The sequence below is a fragment of the Peribacillus sp. NPDC076916 genome, assembly GCF_050269675.1.
GTDB classification, from domain to species: Bacteria; Bacillota; Bacilli; order Bacillales; family DSM-1321; genus Peribacillus; species Peribacillus aracenensis.
On record NZ_JBNNIU010000003.1, the window covers coordinates 64,145 to 79,396 of the forward strand.

Sequence of the window (15,252 nt, forward strand, 5' to 3'; positions counted from 1 at the left end):
ATGATGGATGGCTTTATTCACTTTACAAGATATATCTGTAGCATATAACAAACAGAATATATTAAAAGATTTCAATCTTGAGATTGAAAAAGGGAAACTGGTATCCCTTCTTGGCCCGAGCGGCTGTGGGAAAACGACGACCCTGCGTTTAATTGCCGGGTTTTTACAGGCGAACGAAGGAAAGTTTTTATTCAAGGAAAAGGACTATACGAAAGTGCCCGTCAACAAGCGGAATTTTGGCTTTGTGTTCCAAAACTATGCATTATTTCCGCATTTGTCGATATTCGATAACATTGCATTCGGTCTCCGTCTCAGAAAGATTTCTAAAAGTGAAATCGAAAAAAAAGTAATGAATGTGCTTGAGATCGTTAATTTAAAAGGGTTTGAAAAGAGATATCCCCAAGAGCTTTCCGGAGGCCAAAAGCAGCGGGTTGCGATTGCAAGGGCGCTGGTGATTGAACCGGACATCCTATTATTTGACGAGCCATTGAGTAATCTTGATGCCAACTTAAGGGTGAATATGAGGGTCGAGATCCGCCGTATCCAACAAGAGCTGGGAATTACAACCGTATATGTTTCCCATGACCAGGAAGAATGCTTCTCGATATCCGACCAGGTGGCGATCATGAATAAAGGGATCATCGAGCAGCTTAGTGATCCTGCGACCATTTACAAATATCCTGAAACCAGATTTGTCGCAGACTTCATCGGCTTCAAGAACTTCATTGAGTTCGATAAGCGGACAGATCATGACGGTAAAATTGAACTGAACAAATCCGGATACTCATTTGTGCTGAACAAGGATGCCCAGATGACCAATGCAACGGGAAAAGTGGGCGCCATCAGGCCGGACGATCTGTTGATCAAGGAAAAAGATAACACTGGAGCTGTTCAGGAAAATAGTTTATCTGGCCGGGTTAAGGTAAGTACCTATCTGGGAAGAAGCTATCAATATGTCGTTGAAACTCCAATAGGGGATTTCACCGTGAACAAGGAAATGGCGGAATCCTATCTGACGGGTCAGGAAATCATCCTTGAAATTCCGAAAAACCAGATGGTGCTTGTTGACTAGCTTAGGAGGGTAAGTTATGCGAATGGATATGGTTGTAAGAGATATCAACGTGTTTAACAGCTATTTTAAAAGATTTATTAAAGGGAATGCTGCCATCAAGGATGGAAAGTTCTATTATATCGGAGACCGGGAATTGGATGCCTTCGAGTCGGATCGAATCGTCGATGGGCAGGGGAAGTATATGATTCCAGGCCTGATCGATATCCATCTCCACATTGAAAGTACGATGGTGACGCCTGCGACTTTTTCCTACGGGTTAATCAAGAATGGCGTGACGACGATCGTGCCGGAACCGCATGAAATGGCCAATGTTTTCGGAATTTCCGGTGTGAAGGAAATGATCAAAGCTAGTAAAGATTGCGTAGCGGATATGTTTTATGCCATCCCGAGTTCCGTTCCTGCCACATCGATGGAAACAACAGGCGGTTCTATCGAAATAGATGATATAGATGAATTGATGCAAACCGAGGACATTAAATGTCTTGGCGAGATCATGAATTACTATGAGGTCATAACCGATCCGGATTGCAAAACGAATCAGATTTTGTCCCATATCCGTTCTCGTTATCCAGATCTGATCATAGAAGGGCACGTTCCAAAGCTGCTCGACTTGGACTTGCAGAAGATTGTTTATGCCGGAGTGAATTCCGATCATACGCACCAGACCGTGGAAGGGATGGATGCGAGGATCGCTGCCGGGATGTTCATTGAGATCCAAGAAAAATCAATGACTGAAGAAGTAATAGATTACTTGAAGGAAAATCAAGTGGATGAGCATTTCTGCTTTGTCACTGATGATGTCATGACCGACTCTTTCCAAAACAGGGGACATCTGAATGTCCTTTTAAAGAAAGCCATTCAAATGGGGATGACACCGGAAAAAGCGATATATGCATGCACCTATACACCTGCACAGCGGATGAGGATGTATGACCGGGGTGCCATTGCACCTGGAAAAACGGCAGACTTCCTGCTGCTATCGGACTTGGAAACATTTGAAATTGAACAAGTATACAAAACAGGTGAGCTCGTTTATGAATCTTCACGGCCATATGTACAAGAAGTGAAAGAAAGACAATTTCCTGAGCATTTCTATCAAAGTGTGAAGCTTGCGGAACTTACGGAAAACGATTTTACCATCACAATCCCGGATAAGCTTGAACGCAGCAAGTGCAGGATCATAAACGTGCAGAATGGTTCTACTTTCACATCTGAAACCCATGATCATTTAGATGGGAAGAATGGTCAATTATGCTGGGAAGAAAGCCCTTATGGTTTAATCGCCACATTCGAACGATATGGGAAAAACGGTAATCGGGCGCACGGATTGATCACCGGCGATGTATTGAAGCGTGGAGCGGTCGCCACAACCTATTCGCATGATAACCATAATCTTTTGGTGATTGGCCATAATAAGCAGGATATGATGATGGCCGCTAACGAAGTCATAAGGAAGCAAGGCGGAGTCTGCTGCGTTGAAGACGGCAAGGTCCTATCCATGATTCCTCTTCCGGTAGGGGGAATCCTTTCCGAAGAGCCAATGGACATCGTATCAAGGCAAGTTCAGCACCTGACAGATGCACTAAAATCGTTAGGCTACGAACACTATAATGTCATCATGTCATTAAGCACCTTATCGCTTCCTGTCAGCCCGGCCCTGAAAATAACCGACCATGGATTGATTAACGTGAATGAAGGGAAAACAGTCCCTCTCATAATGAGTGATGAAGCTTAAACCGCGAAGGGGATTATCCACTGGATAATCCCTATTTTTAATGGCTAAAAGCCTTCTTTTTTTATTTGTATATAATTACCACTATAGGAAATGTGTGATAAAATAGAAGGACAACTGAGGATAGAGTGGTAGGTCACAGTTTTTCTTTTCCACCTAATGATAGATGGGAAAGGAGGTGACCGCTTGATTCATTTCTTATTGAACTTAATTACAGATATGGGTAAAGAGATATTTGTTGCTGTAGCAACCAGTCTTATCCTGTCTATGTTCGCCAAGAAACGGAAAAAGAACCACTCATCCTCCCAAGATGGCAATGGTTCTTCTTCTGACGATTAATTAAGTTAGTTGTGACCAACCACTCTTGCTAGTTGTCAGCCTCATGTTAGCGCATGGGGCTGTTTTCAGTTTATGTTAATATAAGGATAACATACCCCAATTTTAAAGTAAATATTCAGACAATGAAAAGGGGAGCTATTGAAGAGTGAAAAACATGGGCTTGGCTCCATTTTTTTTTGACTAGAATGATCCATTACATCACCACCCAAAATAAAACTTTGGAAAATGGTAAAAAGTAATTGACTCTTTCTTACTTATATGGTATGTTAATTCCAATCTAAGAAAAGGTGTGGTGTTTTATGTCGGGAGTAGGTATCAACTAATTTAGTTGAATAAGGTATTTAATCACTGATATGTCAGTGCATTAAGTATGCCTTTTTTTACAGTGCAATTCTGCATTGTGAATACCTACCTTAAGACTGCTTCCTTTTCCATAAATCGTGTAACATGCAGGTGTTACGGCGAAAAGCATGGTGGGATTTGTCCTATCATGCTTTTTTGTGTACGCAGGTCTATTCGAGCTGCCCAATTTGTTATCGATTTTAGGTCCTTATAAGGCCGTGCCCGCAGGAGCTTTCTACTCAAATGGCTTGTTCATTTGTAAAGGTAGGGGGACTATTGCGGGCATTTTTTGGATTCGGGAATTTATCACTCACTCATTCAAGGAGGATCATGAGATGAATACAATGACTTATGAAAAATTACAATATATCCAACTCAAGGAAATGGTGAAAAATCATTGCGTAAGCGGTTTAGGAAAAGCGTTATTGGATCAGCTTAAGCCGAGCAGCATTTTGAAAGTCGTTAAAAATCGTTTGAACGAGACAACGGAGGCAAGGAACTTACTGAATGCAGAAAGCCATATTCCCTTGAAAGGCATTTCACATATTGGACTCCATATCGACAAACTGGAAAAAGGAATGATTTTGGAGCCGTCAGAGTTAGTGGCGATAGCAGATTTTTTAAGAGGCTGCAGGAATATCAAGAAATTCATGACCGATAAAGAGTTCTTTGCACCAACATTGCATGCCTATGCCCGCTCCATGACTGAATTCAGGAGCATTGAAGAAGAAATCCAATTCACCATAAAAGGAAATGCTGTTGTTTCCGAAGCAAGCAAGGACCTGAAACGGATCAGGAACCAAATCATCAAGACAGAAAGTAAAATAGAGGAACGGCTGAATAAGTTCTTGAAGAGCGGAGCCAATAAAGAGTTCATTCAGGAATTTTTCATCAGTAAAAAGGATGATCGCTACACCATCCCGATCAAAGCCTCCTATAAAAATCAAGTGTCCGGAACGATCGTGGAAGTATCGGCAAAAGGGGCTACCGTGTTCATCGAACCTGCCTCGGTGACGAAATTGAATGTAGAATTGGCCAGTTTAAAAGCGGAGGAATCGATGGAAGAGTATCAACTTTTGGCCACATTATCGGGAACGGTTTTCGAACAGCTGAAACCGATCAAGATAAACATCGAGTTAATCAGTCAATATGACATGATCTTTGCAAAAGCCAAGTTCAGTAAAAGCATGGATGCCATCGAACCGAAAATCAATGATCATGGTCATATTAAATTAAAGGGCTGTAAACATCCCCTTTTGCCGCAGGACAGCGTACCTTTGGATTTTGAAATCGGGAAGGACTATCGCAGCTTGATCATTACAGGCCCTAATGCCGGGGGTAAAACAGTCGTACTGAAAACGATCGGCATCCTTACATTGGCCGTCATGTCAGGGCTGCATGTTGCCGGGAAAGAAGGGACGGAACTTGCTGTCTTCGATCAGGTATTCGTCGATATCGGTGACAATCAAAGCATTGAAAATGCACTGAGCACGTTTTCATCGCATATGAAAAACATCTCGGAAATCATGGGGGCATTAACCAATAACTCCTTGCTGCTGTTCGATGAAATCGGGAGCGGAACGGAACCGAATGAAGGAGCCGCATTGGCGATTGCCATCCTTGAGGGATTTTATCAGAGGGGCTGCATAACCGTTGCGACCACCCATTATGGTGAAATCAAGCGCTATTCGGAAATACACAGTGATTTCATGAATGCGGCCATGCAATTCAACAGTGAAACACTTGAGCCAAAATACAAGCTGCTGATCGGTCAATCCGGGGAAAGCAATGCCCTCTGGATAGCTAAAAAAATGAATGTTCATGAAAAGGTCCTGCAAAAGGCAAAGCTCTATATCGACAATAAAGACTACGACTTGGAGCGTGTCCAGGAAGGTAAAATCAAAAAAGCGAAGCCAGCAGCCGTTCCTAAGGAAGAAACTTATGAATATGAAGTCGGTGACAAAGTGAAGGTAAGCGATCTGAATGGCTATGCAATCGTTTATAAGAAAAAGGATGCATACAATAATGTCACCGTTCTTTTCGAAGATACCTTCAAGGAAGTTCATGCCAATAGGCTCGAGCTGGAAATAAAGGCCGCCGATTTATATCCTGAAGGCTATGATCTCAATACTTTATTTGTCAGCTACAAAGAAAGGAAATTGAACCACGACCTTGAACGGGGGTCAAAGAAAGCGCTAAAGAACGTAGCAGCGGATATCCGGAAGAAGCTTGGTGAATAACCTGATGTAAAAACCAACATCGGCAGGGTATGAGTTCTGTATATTTACAGGGCTCATGCTTTTTTTTGCCTTCCTTTCCCGTGTGGATTGTAACAAGTCAAATTATTACAAGAAAAGATTTTGGCAGGATGATCAATCGTTAGGTGAGGTGGAAAAGTTTGCGGTTTTTCGTAACATGAGTTACAATCAATTACGGATATTAAAAGTCTGTAATAGTTTTAATTATGAGGTGCATCCATGAAGTATTCAAAGGCAACCAATTATGCACTACATACAATGGTGCATTTAACGATGGAACCAAAAGGTCAAGCAGTAAGCGTGGATCAGCTGGCGTACATGCAGGATTTGTCTCCGACGTACTTGTCGAAGATTTTGACGAAGCTTGTGAAGGCTGGATTGATTGAATCCGTTCCAGGGGCAAAAGGCGGCTACAGCATTTCACGCCGCGCGCAGGACATTTCGTTTCTGGATGTTATTGAAGCGGTGGAGGGTCAGTCGGTATTGTTCAACTGTGCGTTTGACCATGAAGAAAGCGAGTGTTTAATTGAGCGCGTGATGGTCGAGGCGGAAGGCAACATGAAGAAAGAACTGGCTGGACGAACGATTCAAAGCATTGCGGAGCAGATAGAAAAAAAACATGGTCATGAGACAAAAAAAGAAAAATAAATTTTTTTTACACGAATTAAGGATATTAAGGGTCTTTAATAGATTCTATAAAGAGGGAGTGTTTCATATGTTGGATTGTGTAATTATTGGCGGAGGACCTGCAGGACTGAATGCCGCATTGGTCATGGGGCGTGCTGGACGGAAAACAATTTTGTTTGATGAGGATAAACCCCGTAACCGGGTGACACAGGAGTCGCACGGATTTATCACACAGGATGGGGTGAAGCCGTCAGAGTTCAAGAAGCGGGCAAGAACGGATGTCCAGAAATATCCGTCCGTCTCCATTAAGGAGGAGCGGGTGGAGAGTATTGAAAAAGCCAGTGGTGTGTTCCGGATTCAAACGAAAGGCGGAACGGATTACATGGCGAAAAAAGTGCTGCTCGCAACAGGTCTTCGGGATGTTTTGCCGGAGATTCCAAGCATAAAGGATGTATACGGAACGAGTGTTTTCAGCTGTCCGTTTTGTGACGGCTGGGAAATGCGGGACCAAGCATTGGCGGTGATTGCAGAAAATGAGCGGGCTTTTCATATGGGGAAACTGCTGTCAAACTGGAGCGGTGATGTAATTGTGTTTACAAATGGCTATCGGATGCTTGATGAGGAGAAGGATATCTTGGCTAGGCAGAACGTGACTGTCGTGGAAGAGAAGATTGAAGGTCTTGAAACGAGAGGAGGGCAGCTGACATCGATCCGGCTGCAAAACGGACAGGAAATCAAAAGAGAGGCAGGGATTGTGGTGACGGACTTGGTACAGTCTGCTCCTTTTGCGGAACAGCTTGGCTGCGAGATCACTCCAAACGGCGGGATAAAAGTGGATTCATTTGGACGAACAACGGTTGAAGGAGTATATGCATGCGGAGATACATCACTCAGCACGCCTTCTCAGCTGGTGATTGCGGCGGCGGAGGGCAATAAAGCGGCCGCTGGACTCATCATGGATTTGGTCGAAGCTGCATTTCTTTTGGAGGCATAGAATCCTTGACTGCATAAGGAAAAAGCTCTTTTCGTAAAGAGTGTTGTTTTTAAAACGAAACGATTTAAGGTTGATTGGAGCGGAAGTTCGAGACTCCTGCGGGAGCAGCGGGACAGGTGAGGAGACTCACCGCCCGCCCCGCGGAAAGCGAGCAATGGAGGGGAAATCAACCACACCGCATTACTTGGTGAATAGCAACAAAGTATGCGAAAACAGCCAAAGAAAAAGAGCTAATATTTGTAAAGGGGATTGAGGCATGACAGAATTCTGGGAAGCAAGTTTTATAGAAAATCAAATGATGTGGGGATTCGAACCTTCAGACTCCGCAATCTTGGCAAAGGACTTTTTCCTTGAGAATAAAGTTAAGGATATATTGATTCCTGGTATTGGATATGGCAGAAACGCAAAGGTTTTTATTGACAACGGAATACATGTAACAGGTATTGAGATTTCAAAAACAGCGATTGATTTGGCAAGGCAAAATGGGCTTAATAATAGTATTTTTCATGGTTCAGTAACCGATATGCCTTTTGATAACAAACGTTATGATGGTATATTTTGTTATGCACTTATTCACTTATTGAATAATCGTGAGAGAGATAAGTTTATTAAAGATTGCTATAAGCAGTTAAAGCCAAACGGATATATGATTTTTACTACTATTTCAAAAGAAGCGCCAATGTTTGGAAAAGGCAAACAACTGGATAAAGACTATTTCGAGATAATGGAAGGGGTAAAAATGTTTTTTTATGATTCCGATTCGATTAAACAAGAGTTTGGAAAATATGGATTGATAGATTCTTCGGAAATTGTCGAGCCTCATAAGAATATGGAACATAAACCTCCCTTTAAATTTATAATGATAAAATGTCAAAAGGAACTATCATAAAAAATCAAAAATAGTGAATTGTTAAGGCTTATGAAGTGATTACGTATTATCCATAAAAAGGGCATGTTTTGATCAATCAAAACATGCCCTTTTCTATTTGCTCCCGGACCGCCCTGCGTTCCAATCAGCGTTCAAATTGTCTACAGTCTGAAGCCTCTCTAAATGACAGGCTTTTTGCGTTATATCGCCAAAAGTCTATTTTACTTAATTCTTTTACTTCTATCATGATATAGATTAATTAGTTCTGCATTTTGCTCCTTCATCTTTTTCACATTCTTATTAATCGTGGCCAATTCCCACAGTACAGCTAATCCAAAGATTAGCATAAGCGTTAATAAATCCATCGTTGCCCTCCTATTGATGTTGTGTACCTTTAATTAAATGACCCTTTTCAATTTCCTTGGATTCAATTCCTCAACTTGGGAAGGCAAGTTTTTTCTTTGATAATAATTGTTTTGAATCAATGCATATATCACTAAAAAAGTTCCCAGTAATTCGAATGATGATAGTGATTTTCCTTGGATAAAAACGATGGCCAATGTGGTTATTGGAACTAAATTGATAAATAGGATCCCATTGATCGGCGTTAAAAGTTTAATGCCTGAATTCCAGCTTAAAAGGGCAATGGCACCGGGGAAAATAATCATGAAAATCATTTCGCCATAAATGGATTGCATAACCTCTGCTGTAGGGGCAGACAGGCCCATTGCAGTTGCGAGAAATGTTATGATTGCTGATACTGCAGTTCCTAAAATGCACGTTAAAGTCGAATATCGGAGTGTTGACCATCCATTGAATTGGTCGCCGCCCATCGTATATATAACCCAGCCTATAACCCCGATGAGAATGAAAAGGATAGGGATGAGGCTATCTTTCAATAAAAATAGGAATGATATGTCGCCATTGGTAATGACGAGAATGGCCCCTATCAGGGCAATGAACATACTGGCGATGGTATACTTCATGGGTCTGGTATTTTTGAAAACCCACAGAATTAAAATTGAAATCATGGGCATTAATGATTCCATGATGGAAGCGATAATTACCCCGTTATGCCCCAGTAAGTCTTGACCTGCGAAAATAAGGAAGTTGTATACAGTGAACGCCATCGTTCCAAAAAACAATAATTTCTTCCCTTTCCCTTCCAGGCTAAAAGACTTCTTTCCCTCCTTAATTAATAGCAATATCGCTAAAATTACACTAACAGCTAAATATCGCAAAAAAGAGAAATAAAATGGATCAATATATATTAAGGCCCTTTCTGCAACTGGAAACATCGCTCCCCAAGAAATGCTGGCTGTCAAACATAAAAGTGCACCGATTAAAACTTGATTTTTTTTCATAAAAGCTTCCCCTCAAAAATAATGATTGATTAAATTCCTATACACACCTTATGATAAAGTCATTATCATGTAAAATGACTTAAAATGAATATAATCATCATTATTAATGATAGTTAAGAAAGGGGGGGCACTTTTATGGAAATGCGGGATTTGCAAATATTCCAGTGCGTCGCTAAATATGGAAGCGTAAGTAAGGCGGCTGTTGAATTGAATTACGTCCAATCCAATGTAACGGCTAGGATTAAGCATTTAGAGCAGGAGTTACGGACGCCTTTATTCAATCGACATAAACGTGGCATGTCTTTAACTGCAGAGGCTAGAAAAATGCTTGAGTATGTAAACAAAATATTGCTTGATGTGGAAGAACTCAAGCAAGTATTCCTGGATAGTGAAACACCTACAGGGATATTGAACATCGGTACAGTTGAAACGGTCAGCGATCTTCCCAAGATCCTAGCCTCTTATTATAAACAGTATCCAAATGTCGATTTATCCATTAAGGCGGGGATAACCGAGGATTTAATTAAAGATGTCATCGAACATAGGCTGGATGGCGCTTTTGTTACAGGACCGATTAAACATCCGCTCATTCAGCCATACGATGTGTGTACAGAAAAACTTGTATTAGTTACAAGAAATGAAACATTTAACCTGGAAGAAATTATAACAGAACCATTTTTAGTATTCAGTCAGGGTTGTGGCTATCGCTCAAAACTGGAACAATGGCTGAAAGAAGAAGAAGTGATGCCCAAAAGGATCATGGAGTTCAATGTATTGGAAACGATCTTAACCAGCGTGACACTAGGCCTTGGCATTACCCTCGTACCACAATCAGCGGTAAATCACCTTACAGCCACTGAAAAAGTGCACGTGCATGCAATTCCGGAAGAATACGGCAATATTTCGACTGTCTTCATTCACCGTAAAGATGCCTATATGACAAACTCCATGCAAAGCTTCTTACAAACCATTGAAGCTCATCATGACAACCGATTTAAGCAAAAACTTGGATCCACTCCTGAGCTAATATGAAGGATATTCTTTACATAGAATGATGGACGATCGCTGAAACCGATTATTAGGCTGCGAAACTATTAGGGGTGGCGAAAACGTATGGATGAAAAAGACTGTTTAATTTTGCAATATTTATATAAGAGTGGTTCAATGAAAGGTTTCTTCTTGAGGAAGAAAATATATGCATCATTTCAAAAGATGTGATACCTGTTGTTAGCCTTCCGGAATTTCCAATGATTAATCGCAAAGAACCGAATGGTTTGCTGAAATATAGAATATATCGCAAATTCCCTCTGAAAAAGGTATTGATTATTGGTGGAATGAAAGGTTTGGATCGCCTCCTCTGGTAATGATGCAAGTGGATAGTTATGGGACATACAAGGAAATGGTCAAAAGAGGTTTTGGTATGCCATTATTCCTCGTGTTTTTTTGCAAAAAGATGATGACTTGTTTTCCCATGATTTTTAAAAATGGTGAAGAACTTAAAAGAAGAACATGGATGCTATACCGAAAATCATCTCTACAATTAGCTAGTTTTCCAAGTTTGTGAGTGAAATTAAAAAGCTATTTTGCTATAGTGAGAAAAACTAAAATGGTTGTTCGCCTTTCAGACTGTAGGCAAACTCGAAGAAAAGCGAGTTTGCCTATAGTTTTTTTCTTTTAAATCGTTCCTGTTGAATGGAATGGAATGTACGAGATTCCTGCGGGGAAAGAGTCCCGAAGAGGCTAGTAAAACCAATAGCCAAACTTTTTTGTTTAGCTAAAGAAAAATTGTATTACTTTTCATCAATTGGGAAAATATATAAGTAATAGCAAGAAGGAGGGAACAGAGATGGAAGTTAATATGAGTGTTGAAGAAGTCGTGAATCAAATTTCTCAATTAGTAGAAAAAGAAGGAAAGCCACCTCGAAAGAAAGAGGTAAAGAAGTCAGATCCGGAGTTAATGAAAAATGCATTGTATTATTTTCCTAATTGGGATACTGCAGTAGAACATAGCATTGGATCTTAACCATAAACGATACATAAATATTTATTTTTCAATTAGTATATATAAGGCAAGGGAAGTTATGAAGGCAGCCAATGGGCGGCCTTTTGAACGTGCGATTCTTTACATTGGAATATCATTTCCGGCAAGCCCGGGCAACGTAAATGAAATCAACTAACTTTGCATATTTTGATTGCTCCTTTATCGGGCGCTTTTCCTGAACCGGAAAGCGTCTTTGTTATGGAAAAAAGGGATATTAAATAATGCCTTATTGTGAAATGATACTTATTAACTTAAGGGTAGTATTTTCTTGAAATTAGTAAATGAATCAATTTCATATTTTCTTTTCGGAAAGAGAGGAGCATCGATCTTTTTTTGGTCTATATAGTCTGATACTTGCAAAGATGCATAGTGTAACTTTTTTACATATGGAGCCGTATAATAATGTGTTAAAACACATGAAAAGAGGGTTCCAATGAAAAAGATATTGTTTATTTTGGCAGCCGTTTTTTTGGTAACAGGACTTAGTGCTTGTAACGGAGTCCAGGAGGAAAATAAGGAATCTCCACCAATTTCAGAAAAGCCAAATGATAAACCTAAGCAAACCGGCGGGCAAGATGAAAATCTTCCAGGTGAATCGGTCGATGATCCGACAAAAGATCGGCCAAATGCGAAAACGGATATGATCATTTTAGAAGGTATGGAAGAATCATTTCAATTCAGGCTTCATCATAGTCAGGCACTGGGATTCTCAACCTACATCGTGGATGACATGGTCGTTGAAGAGGCTAGTTCTGGTGAAGGGGATGCAATGATTGTTATTGCAAATTTTGCAGGCAAGAGAAATGAGGATGCCAAAGTTCAGATATTCTCCAAAAGGGAGGGTACGAATGTGACAATAGAAGAAAAGAAGGAGTTTGCGAGGGAAGTGGTGATTAGCAACGACTTTGAAATTAAACAGCGATCTGATAATAGGCCTAACCGATTTGATTGGTCTGAGGTCGAATTTGACATTAGTCAGCAGGGCAGTAATTCAATATTGGGTACCGTGTCGGTTTTTCAACATGGCGACCGGGTTTACTATGCGATAGTTCAATACCCGGAAGAATATGAAGAAGGCTTCATACCGCGGGTTGTAAAAATGTTTGATGATATCGTTTGGTATGAAGCACCTTGATAAATGAGGATCCGGAATTGGGAATAATTATCGATTTTTCTGGGAGCAGCTCTATGGCTGTTCTTTTTAAGTAGTAGATTGTATGCTTTAAACCAGGTTAGGAAGGAAAAATGATTGGCTTAGAGAATAGTTATGGAAAGGTGACATACATCTCAAAAAAATGAATTTGATTGAAAATAGGTGAAGCAATTGGAGTTGGATACATTATATAAGACATATCAACCTTTTCTTTTTTCCATCGCATACCGGATGCTTGGATCTGTTACCGACGCAGAAGATATCGTTCATGATTTATTCCTGCAGCTTAAGCTTGATACCGAACAAATTAAGGACATGAAAGCATATCTTGCGAAAATGACGACTAATCGCTGTCTGAACTTCTTAAATTCAGCCCAAAAGAGAAGAGAGGTTTACACAGGACCTTGGCTGCCCGAACCTCGGGTAAACGAAACAGATCAGCCTTTAGATAAGGTTGTAACGGATGAAACGGTTGCATATGCCTTCCTCGTTTTGCTGGAACAGCTTTCACCTGTTGAAAGAGCGGTTTTCGTGCTTAGAGAAGCATTCGCTTACAGCTATGAAGATATTGCCGAAATGCTGGAAAAGAATGAAGTGAACTGCAGAAAGATCTACAGCCGGGCTAAGCAGAAATTACAGAATGATCTGCCAGTCCATCCGGGGGATACGAAACATGTCGATCTATTGGCACAAAAATTCATAAAGGCATCTACGACAGGAAACTTTGAGGAGTTTTTGGATATTCTTACAGAAGATGTTGTCCTTGTTACTGATGGCGGAGGAAAAGTGCTATCTGCCTTAAATCCGATTGTAAACAAACAGCGCGTATTCTCCTTTCTTACAGGAGTGTCTGCTAAAGGAAGTTTCATAGGAGAACTTCTTCCGGTGATGGTCAATGGTCAGGAAGGAATTTTGCAAATGAAAGAAGGAAAGCCTGTCAAAGTCATCTGCTTTGAATTGGATTCAAAGCAAAAAAATATCCGAAAAATCTTTATTGTTACCAATCCCGATAAATTAAAACATATTCCTGTTCCATAATAGGGTAGACGGAGGGCTCATAACGGGCTCTCTCTTTTTGTATGTCACAAATCAAAACCCTATTTTGTCTTATAAGTGGAACCAAAAAGATTTAATGGAGGAGATAGACATGGAACAACGCATTAACTACATGAAGACAAATCGGGAAGTGGTCAAATTAATGATGGGATTGGAGGAGTACAAGAAAACAACGGAAATCGATAGCAAATTAATTGAATTGATTAAAATTCGCGCATCTCAAATCAATGGCTGTGCGTACTGCTTGGATATGCATACAAAGGATGCCCGGGCAATGGGTGAAACGGAACAAAGAATTTACTGCTTGAGTGCTTGGCGTGAATCACCATTCTATTCTGAACCGGAAAGGGCAGCGCTGGAATTGACGGAAGCGGTCACGGCCATTTCTGCAAACGGTGTACCTGATGAACTGTATGAGCGGGTCCGCCTTCATTTTGATGAAAAACAATATATCGATCTCGTTACCATCATCATCACGATCAACGGCTGGAACAGATTGGCCATCTCAGCTCAAAACATCCCCGGGCACTATAAGCCCGTAATTCAAAAATAATTTTGGATTAAAATCCCTTGTATGCAACACAAATTAGGATATAAATTAGATGACCATCCGCGAAGCGATTTGGTCCCAGTTTTTACCCATGAATGCTGATTTAACGGGATTCATCTATAAAATCAGCATGAAGTTTAGCAAACTTTTGCGAAACAACCAATGGACATCAAGCATCATTATAAAAGGCCACGTTTTTGTATGAAACGTGGCTTTTTATAATCATTTTTCTTTTTTATAAAAGCGTTCACCTGTTTCAGGATTATAATACACTCTTGTTTTTTCTCCAGTCACAGGGTCCATATTTACTTCATCTGTCGGATGAAATCCATCAGGAACTTTTACACCGTGATTACGTTTAAACCGTTTATCATAGATAAAGTATCCAAGTAAAATGCATAAGATAACTATAACAATTTGTAATATATAGTACCCTATGATGAATTTCATTATATTGCCTCCACAATAACGGCAGTTCCATATGCAACAATTTCACTCATATTTTTACCGATTTCCCCAGAATCATATCTCATCATTACAATTGCGTTTGCGCCCATTTGATTGGCATTTTTAATCATACGGTCCATAGCTTCTTTTCTTGAATCTTCAAGCATAGCTGTATATTGCTTGATTTCTCCGCCTACTAAGGATTTTAACCCTGCCATGATATCGCCGCCAATCCCTCTGCTTCTTACAATTAGACCAAAGGCGGGTCCTTTCACTTCTACAATTTTGTAACCTTCAATATTTTCTGTGGTAACTACCAACATAATAATCGCCTCCATCTTATTTACTTTATTGAAAGTAAGCCCACAATATCTTTTATATCTATGTGCTGTGCAGCCCTATACTCTTT

General features: G+C 40.4%; 17 protein-coding genes. 13 read left to right on the forward strand and 4 right to left on the reverse strand.

From position 1 onward, the window contains the following. The first annotated feature begins 7 nt into the window (after positions 1–7). From ACQKFG_RS09785 to ACQKFG_RS09815, 7 genes are all read left to right on the forward strand, one after another. Complete coding sequence (locus ACQKFG_RS09785; protein WP_427558368.1) at positions 8–1,072, forward strand: ABC transporter ATP-binding protein; 1,065 nt, start codon at positions 8–10, stop codon at positions 1,070–1,072. Positions 1,073–1,088: 16 nt separating this feature from the next. Beyond that, a complete protein-coding gene (locus tag ACQKFG_RS09790) occupies positions 1,089–2,807 on the forward strand; it encodes an adenine deaminase (protein ID WP_427558370.1) in 1,719 nt (572 codons plus the stop codon). Between the two features lie 183 nt (positions 2,808–2,990). Continuing rightward, positions 2,991–3,143, forward strand: a complete 153-nt coding sequence (locus ACQKFG_RS09795) for a hypothetical protein (RefSeq protein ID WP_153246156.1) — start codon at positions 2,991–2,993, stop codon at positions 3,141–3,143. Between the two features lie 677 nt (positions 3,144–3,820). Next, a complete protein-coding gene (locus ACQKFG_RS09800) occupies positions 3,821–5,725 on the forward strand; it encodes an endonuclease MutS2 (protein ID WP_427558374.1) in 1,905 nt (634 codons plus the stop codon). Between the two features lie 237 nt (positions 5,726–5,962). Next, a complete protein-coding gene (locus ACQKFG_RS09805; protein WP_260286951.1) occupies positions 5,963–6,391 on the forward strand; it encodes an Rrf2 family transcriptional regulator in 429 nt (142 codons plus the stop codon). A 67-nt stretch (positions 6,392–6,458) separates the two neighbouring features. Beyond that, positions 6,459–7,364 (forward strand): NAD(P)/FAD-dependent oxidoreductase, encoded by a 906-nt coding sequence (locus ACQKFG_RS09810; RefSeq protein ID WP_427558379.1) that lies wholly within the window; start codon positions 6,459–6,461, stop codon positions 7,362–7,364. A 256-nt stretch (positions 7,365–7,620) separates the two neighbouring features. Further along, positions 7,621–8,253, forward strand: a complete 633-nt coding sequence (locus ACQKFG_RS09815; protein WP_427558382.1) for a class I SAM-dependent methyltransferase — start codon at positions 7,621–7,623, stop codon at positions 8,251–8,253. A 200-nt stretch (positions 8,254–8,453) separates the two neighbouring features. On the opposite strand, the gene ACQKFG_RS09820 is transcribed toward ACQKFG_RS09815, so the two are convergent. Beyond that, a complete protein-coding gene (locus ACQKFG_RS09820; RefSeq protein ID WP_192206484.1) occupies positions 8,454–8,597 on the reverse strand; it encodes a hypothetical protein in 144 nt (47 codons plus the stop codon). 33 nt (positions 8,598–8,630) lie between these two features. Then, a complete protein-coding gene (locus tag ACQKFG_RS09825; RefSeq protein WP_342614540.1) occupies positions 8,631–9,596 on the reverse strand; it encodes a DMT family transporter in 966 nt (321 codons plus the stop codon). Positions 9,597–9,731: 135 nt separating this feature from the next. On the opposite strand from ACQKFG_RS09825, the gene ACQKFG_RS09830 reads away from it, so the two are divergent. From ACQKFG_RS09830 to ACQKFG_RS09855, 6 genes are all read left to right on the forward strand, one after another. Then, a complete protein-coding gene (locus ACQKFG_RS09830) occupies positions 9,732–10,628 on the forward strand; it encodes a LysR family transcriptional regulator (RefSeq protein ID WP_427558386.1) in 897 nt (298 codons plus the stop codon). 814 nt (positions 10,629–11,442) lie between these two features. Further along, the gene (locus ACQKFG_RS09835; RefSeq protein WP_340454928.1) at positions 11,443–11,619 is read left to right on the forward strand and encodes a hypothetical protein; all 177 of its coding nucleotides are present in this window, start codon (positions 11,443–11,445) and stop codon (positions 11,617–11,619) included. 451 nt (positions 11,620–12,070) lie between these two features. Beyond that, complete coding sequence (locus ACQKFG_RS09840; protein ID WP_427558390.1) at positions 12,071–12,772, forward strand: hypothetical protein; 702 nt, start codon at positions 12,071–12,073, stop codon at positions 12,770–12,772. Between the two features lie 189 nt (positions 12,773–12,961). Further along, positions 12,962–13,828, forward strand: a complete 867-nt coding sequence (locus ACQKFG_RS09845; protein ID WP_349730591.1) for an RNA polymerase sigma-70 factor — start codon at positions 12,962–12,964, stop codon at positions 13,826–13,828. Between the two features lie 109 nt (positions 13,829–13,937). Next, positions 13,938–14,399 carry a carboxymuconolactone decarboxylase family protein gene (locus ACQKFG_RS09850; RefSeq protein ID WP_427558393.1) on the forward strand — a complete coding sequence of 154 codons (462 nt, stop codon included), beginning with the start codon at positions 13,938–13,940 and terminating at the stop codon, positions 14,397–14,399. A 49-nt stretch (positions 14,400–14,448) separates the two neighbouring features. Then, a complete protein-coding gene (locus ACQKFG_RS09855; RefSeq protein ID WP_349730590.1) occupies positions 14,449–14,601 on the forward strand; it encodes a hypothetical protein in 153 nt (50 codons plus the stop codon). A 17-nt stretch (positions 14,602–14,618) separates the two neighbouring features. Here the strand turns inward: ACQKFG_RS09855 and ACQKFG_RS09860 are convergent, their stop codons facing one another. Together ACQKFG_RS09860 and ACQKFG_RS09865 are read right to left on the reverse strand one after the other, a co-directional pair. Continuing rightward, positions 14,619–14,846: a hypothetical protein gene (locus tag ACQKFG_RS09860; protein ID WP_427558396.1), complete on the reverse strand. Its 228-nt coding sequence runs from the start codon at positions 14,844–14,846 to the stop codon at positions 14,619–14,621. Continuing rightward, entirely contained in the window at positions 14,846–15,166 is a 321-nt protein-coding gene (locus ACQKFG_RS09865; protein WP_144528821.1) for a YbjQ family protein, read from the reverse strand. Before ACQKFG_RS09865 ends, ACQKFG_RS09860 begins: the two co-directional genes overlap by 1 nt. Between the last annotated feature and the right edge of the window lie 86 nt (positions 15,167–15,252).

What these genes read in the sequence shown, in the direction of transcription:
- ACQKFG_RS09785 (WP_427558368.1), top strand. Translation starts at nt 8, where the DNA reads ATGGCTTTATTCACTTTACAAGATATATCTGTAGCATATAACAAACAG.
- ACQKFG_RS09790 (WP_427558370.1), top strand. Translation starts at nt 1,089, where the DNA reads ATGCGAATGGATATGGTTGTAAGAGATATCAACGTGTTTAACAGCTAT.
- ACQKFG_RS09800 (WP_427558374.1), top strand. Translation starts at nt 3,821, where the DNA reads ATGAATACAATGACTTATGAAAAATTACAATATATCCAACTCAAGGAA.
- ACQKFG_RS09805 (WP_260286951.1), top strand. Translation starts at nt 5,963, where the DNA reads ATGAAGTATTCAAAGGCAACCAATTATGCACTACATACAATGGTGCAT.
- ACQKFG_RS09810 (WP_427558379.1), top strand. Translation starts at nt 6,459, where the DNA reads ATGTTGGATTGTGTAATTATTGGCGGAGGACCTGCAGGACTGAATGCC.
- ACQKFG_RS09815 (WP_427558382.1), top strand. Translation starts at nt 7,621, where the DNA reads ATGACAGAATTCTGGGAAGCAAGTTTTATAGAAAATCAAATGATGTGG.
- ACQKFG_RS09820 (WP_192206484.1), bottom strand. Translation starts at nt 8,597, where the DNA reads ATGGATTTATTAACGCTTATGCTAATCTTTGGATTAGCTGTACTGTGG.
- ACQKFG_RS09825 (WP_342614540.1), bottom strand. Translation starts at nt 9,596, where the DNA reads ATGAAAAAAAATCAAGTTTTAATCGGTGCACTTTTATGTTTGACAGCC.
- ACQKFG_RS09830 (WP_427558386.1), top strand. Translation starts at nt 9,732, where the DNA reads ATGGAAATGCGGGATTTGCAAATATTCCAGTGCGTCGCTAAATATGGA.
- ACQKFG_RS09835 (WP_340454928.1), top strand. Translation starts at nt 11,443, where the DNA reads ATGGAAGTTAATATGAGTGTTGAAGAAGTCGTGAATCAAATTTCTCAA.
- ACQKFG_RS09840 (WP_427558390.1), top strand. Translation starts at nt 12,071, where the DNA reads ATGAAAAAGATATTGTTTATTTTGGCAGCCGTTTTTTTGGTAACAGGA.
- ACQKFG_RS09850 (WP_427558393.1), top strand. Translation starts at nt 13,938, where the DNA reads ATGGAACAACGCATTAACTACATGAAGACAAATCGGGAAGTGGTCAAA.
- ACQKFG_RS09855 (WP_349730590.1), top strand. Translation starts at nt 14,449, where the DNA reads ATGACCATCCGCGAAGCGATTTGGTCCCAGTTTTTACCCATGAATGCT.
- ACQKFG_RS09860 (WP_427558396.1), bottom strand. Translation starts at nt 14,846, where the DNA reads ATGAAATTCATCATAGGGTACTATATATTACAAATTGTTATAGTTATC.
- ACQKFG_RS09865 (WP_144528821.1), bottom strand. Translation starts at nt 15,166, where the DNA reads ATGTTGGTAGTTACCACAGAAAATATTGAAGGTTACAAAATTGTAGAA.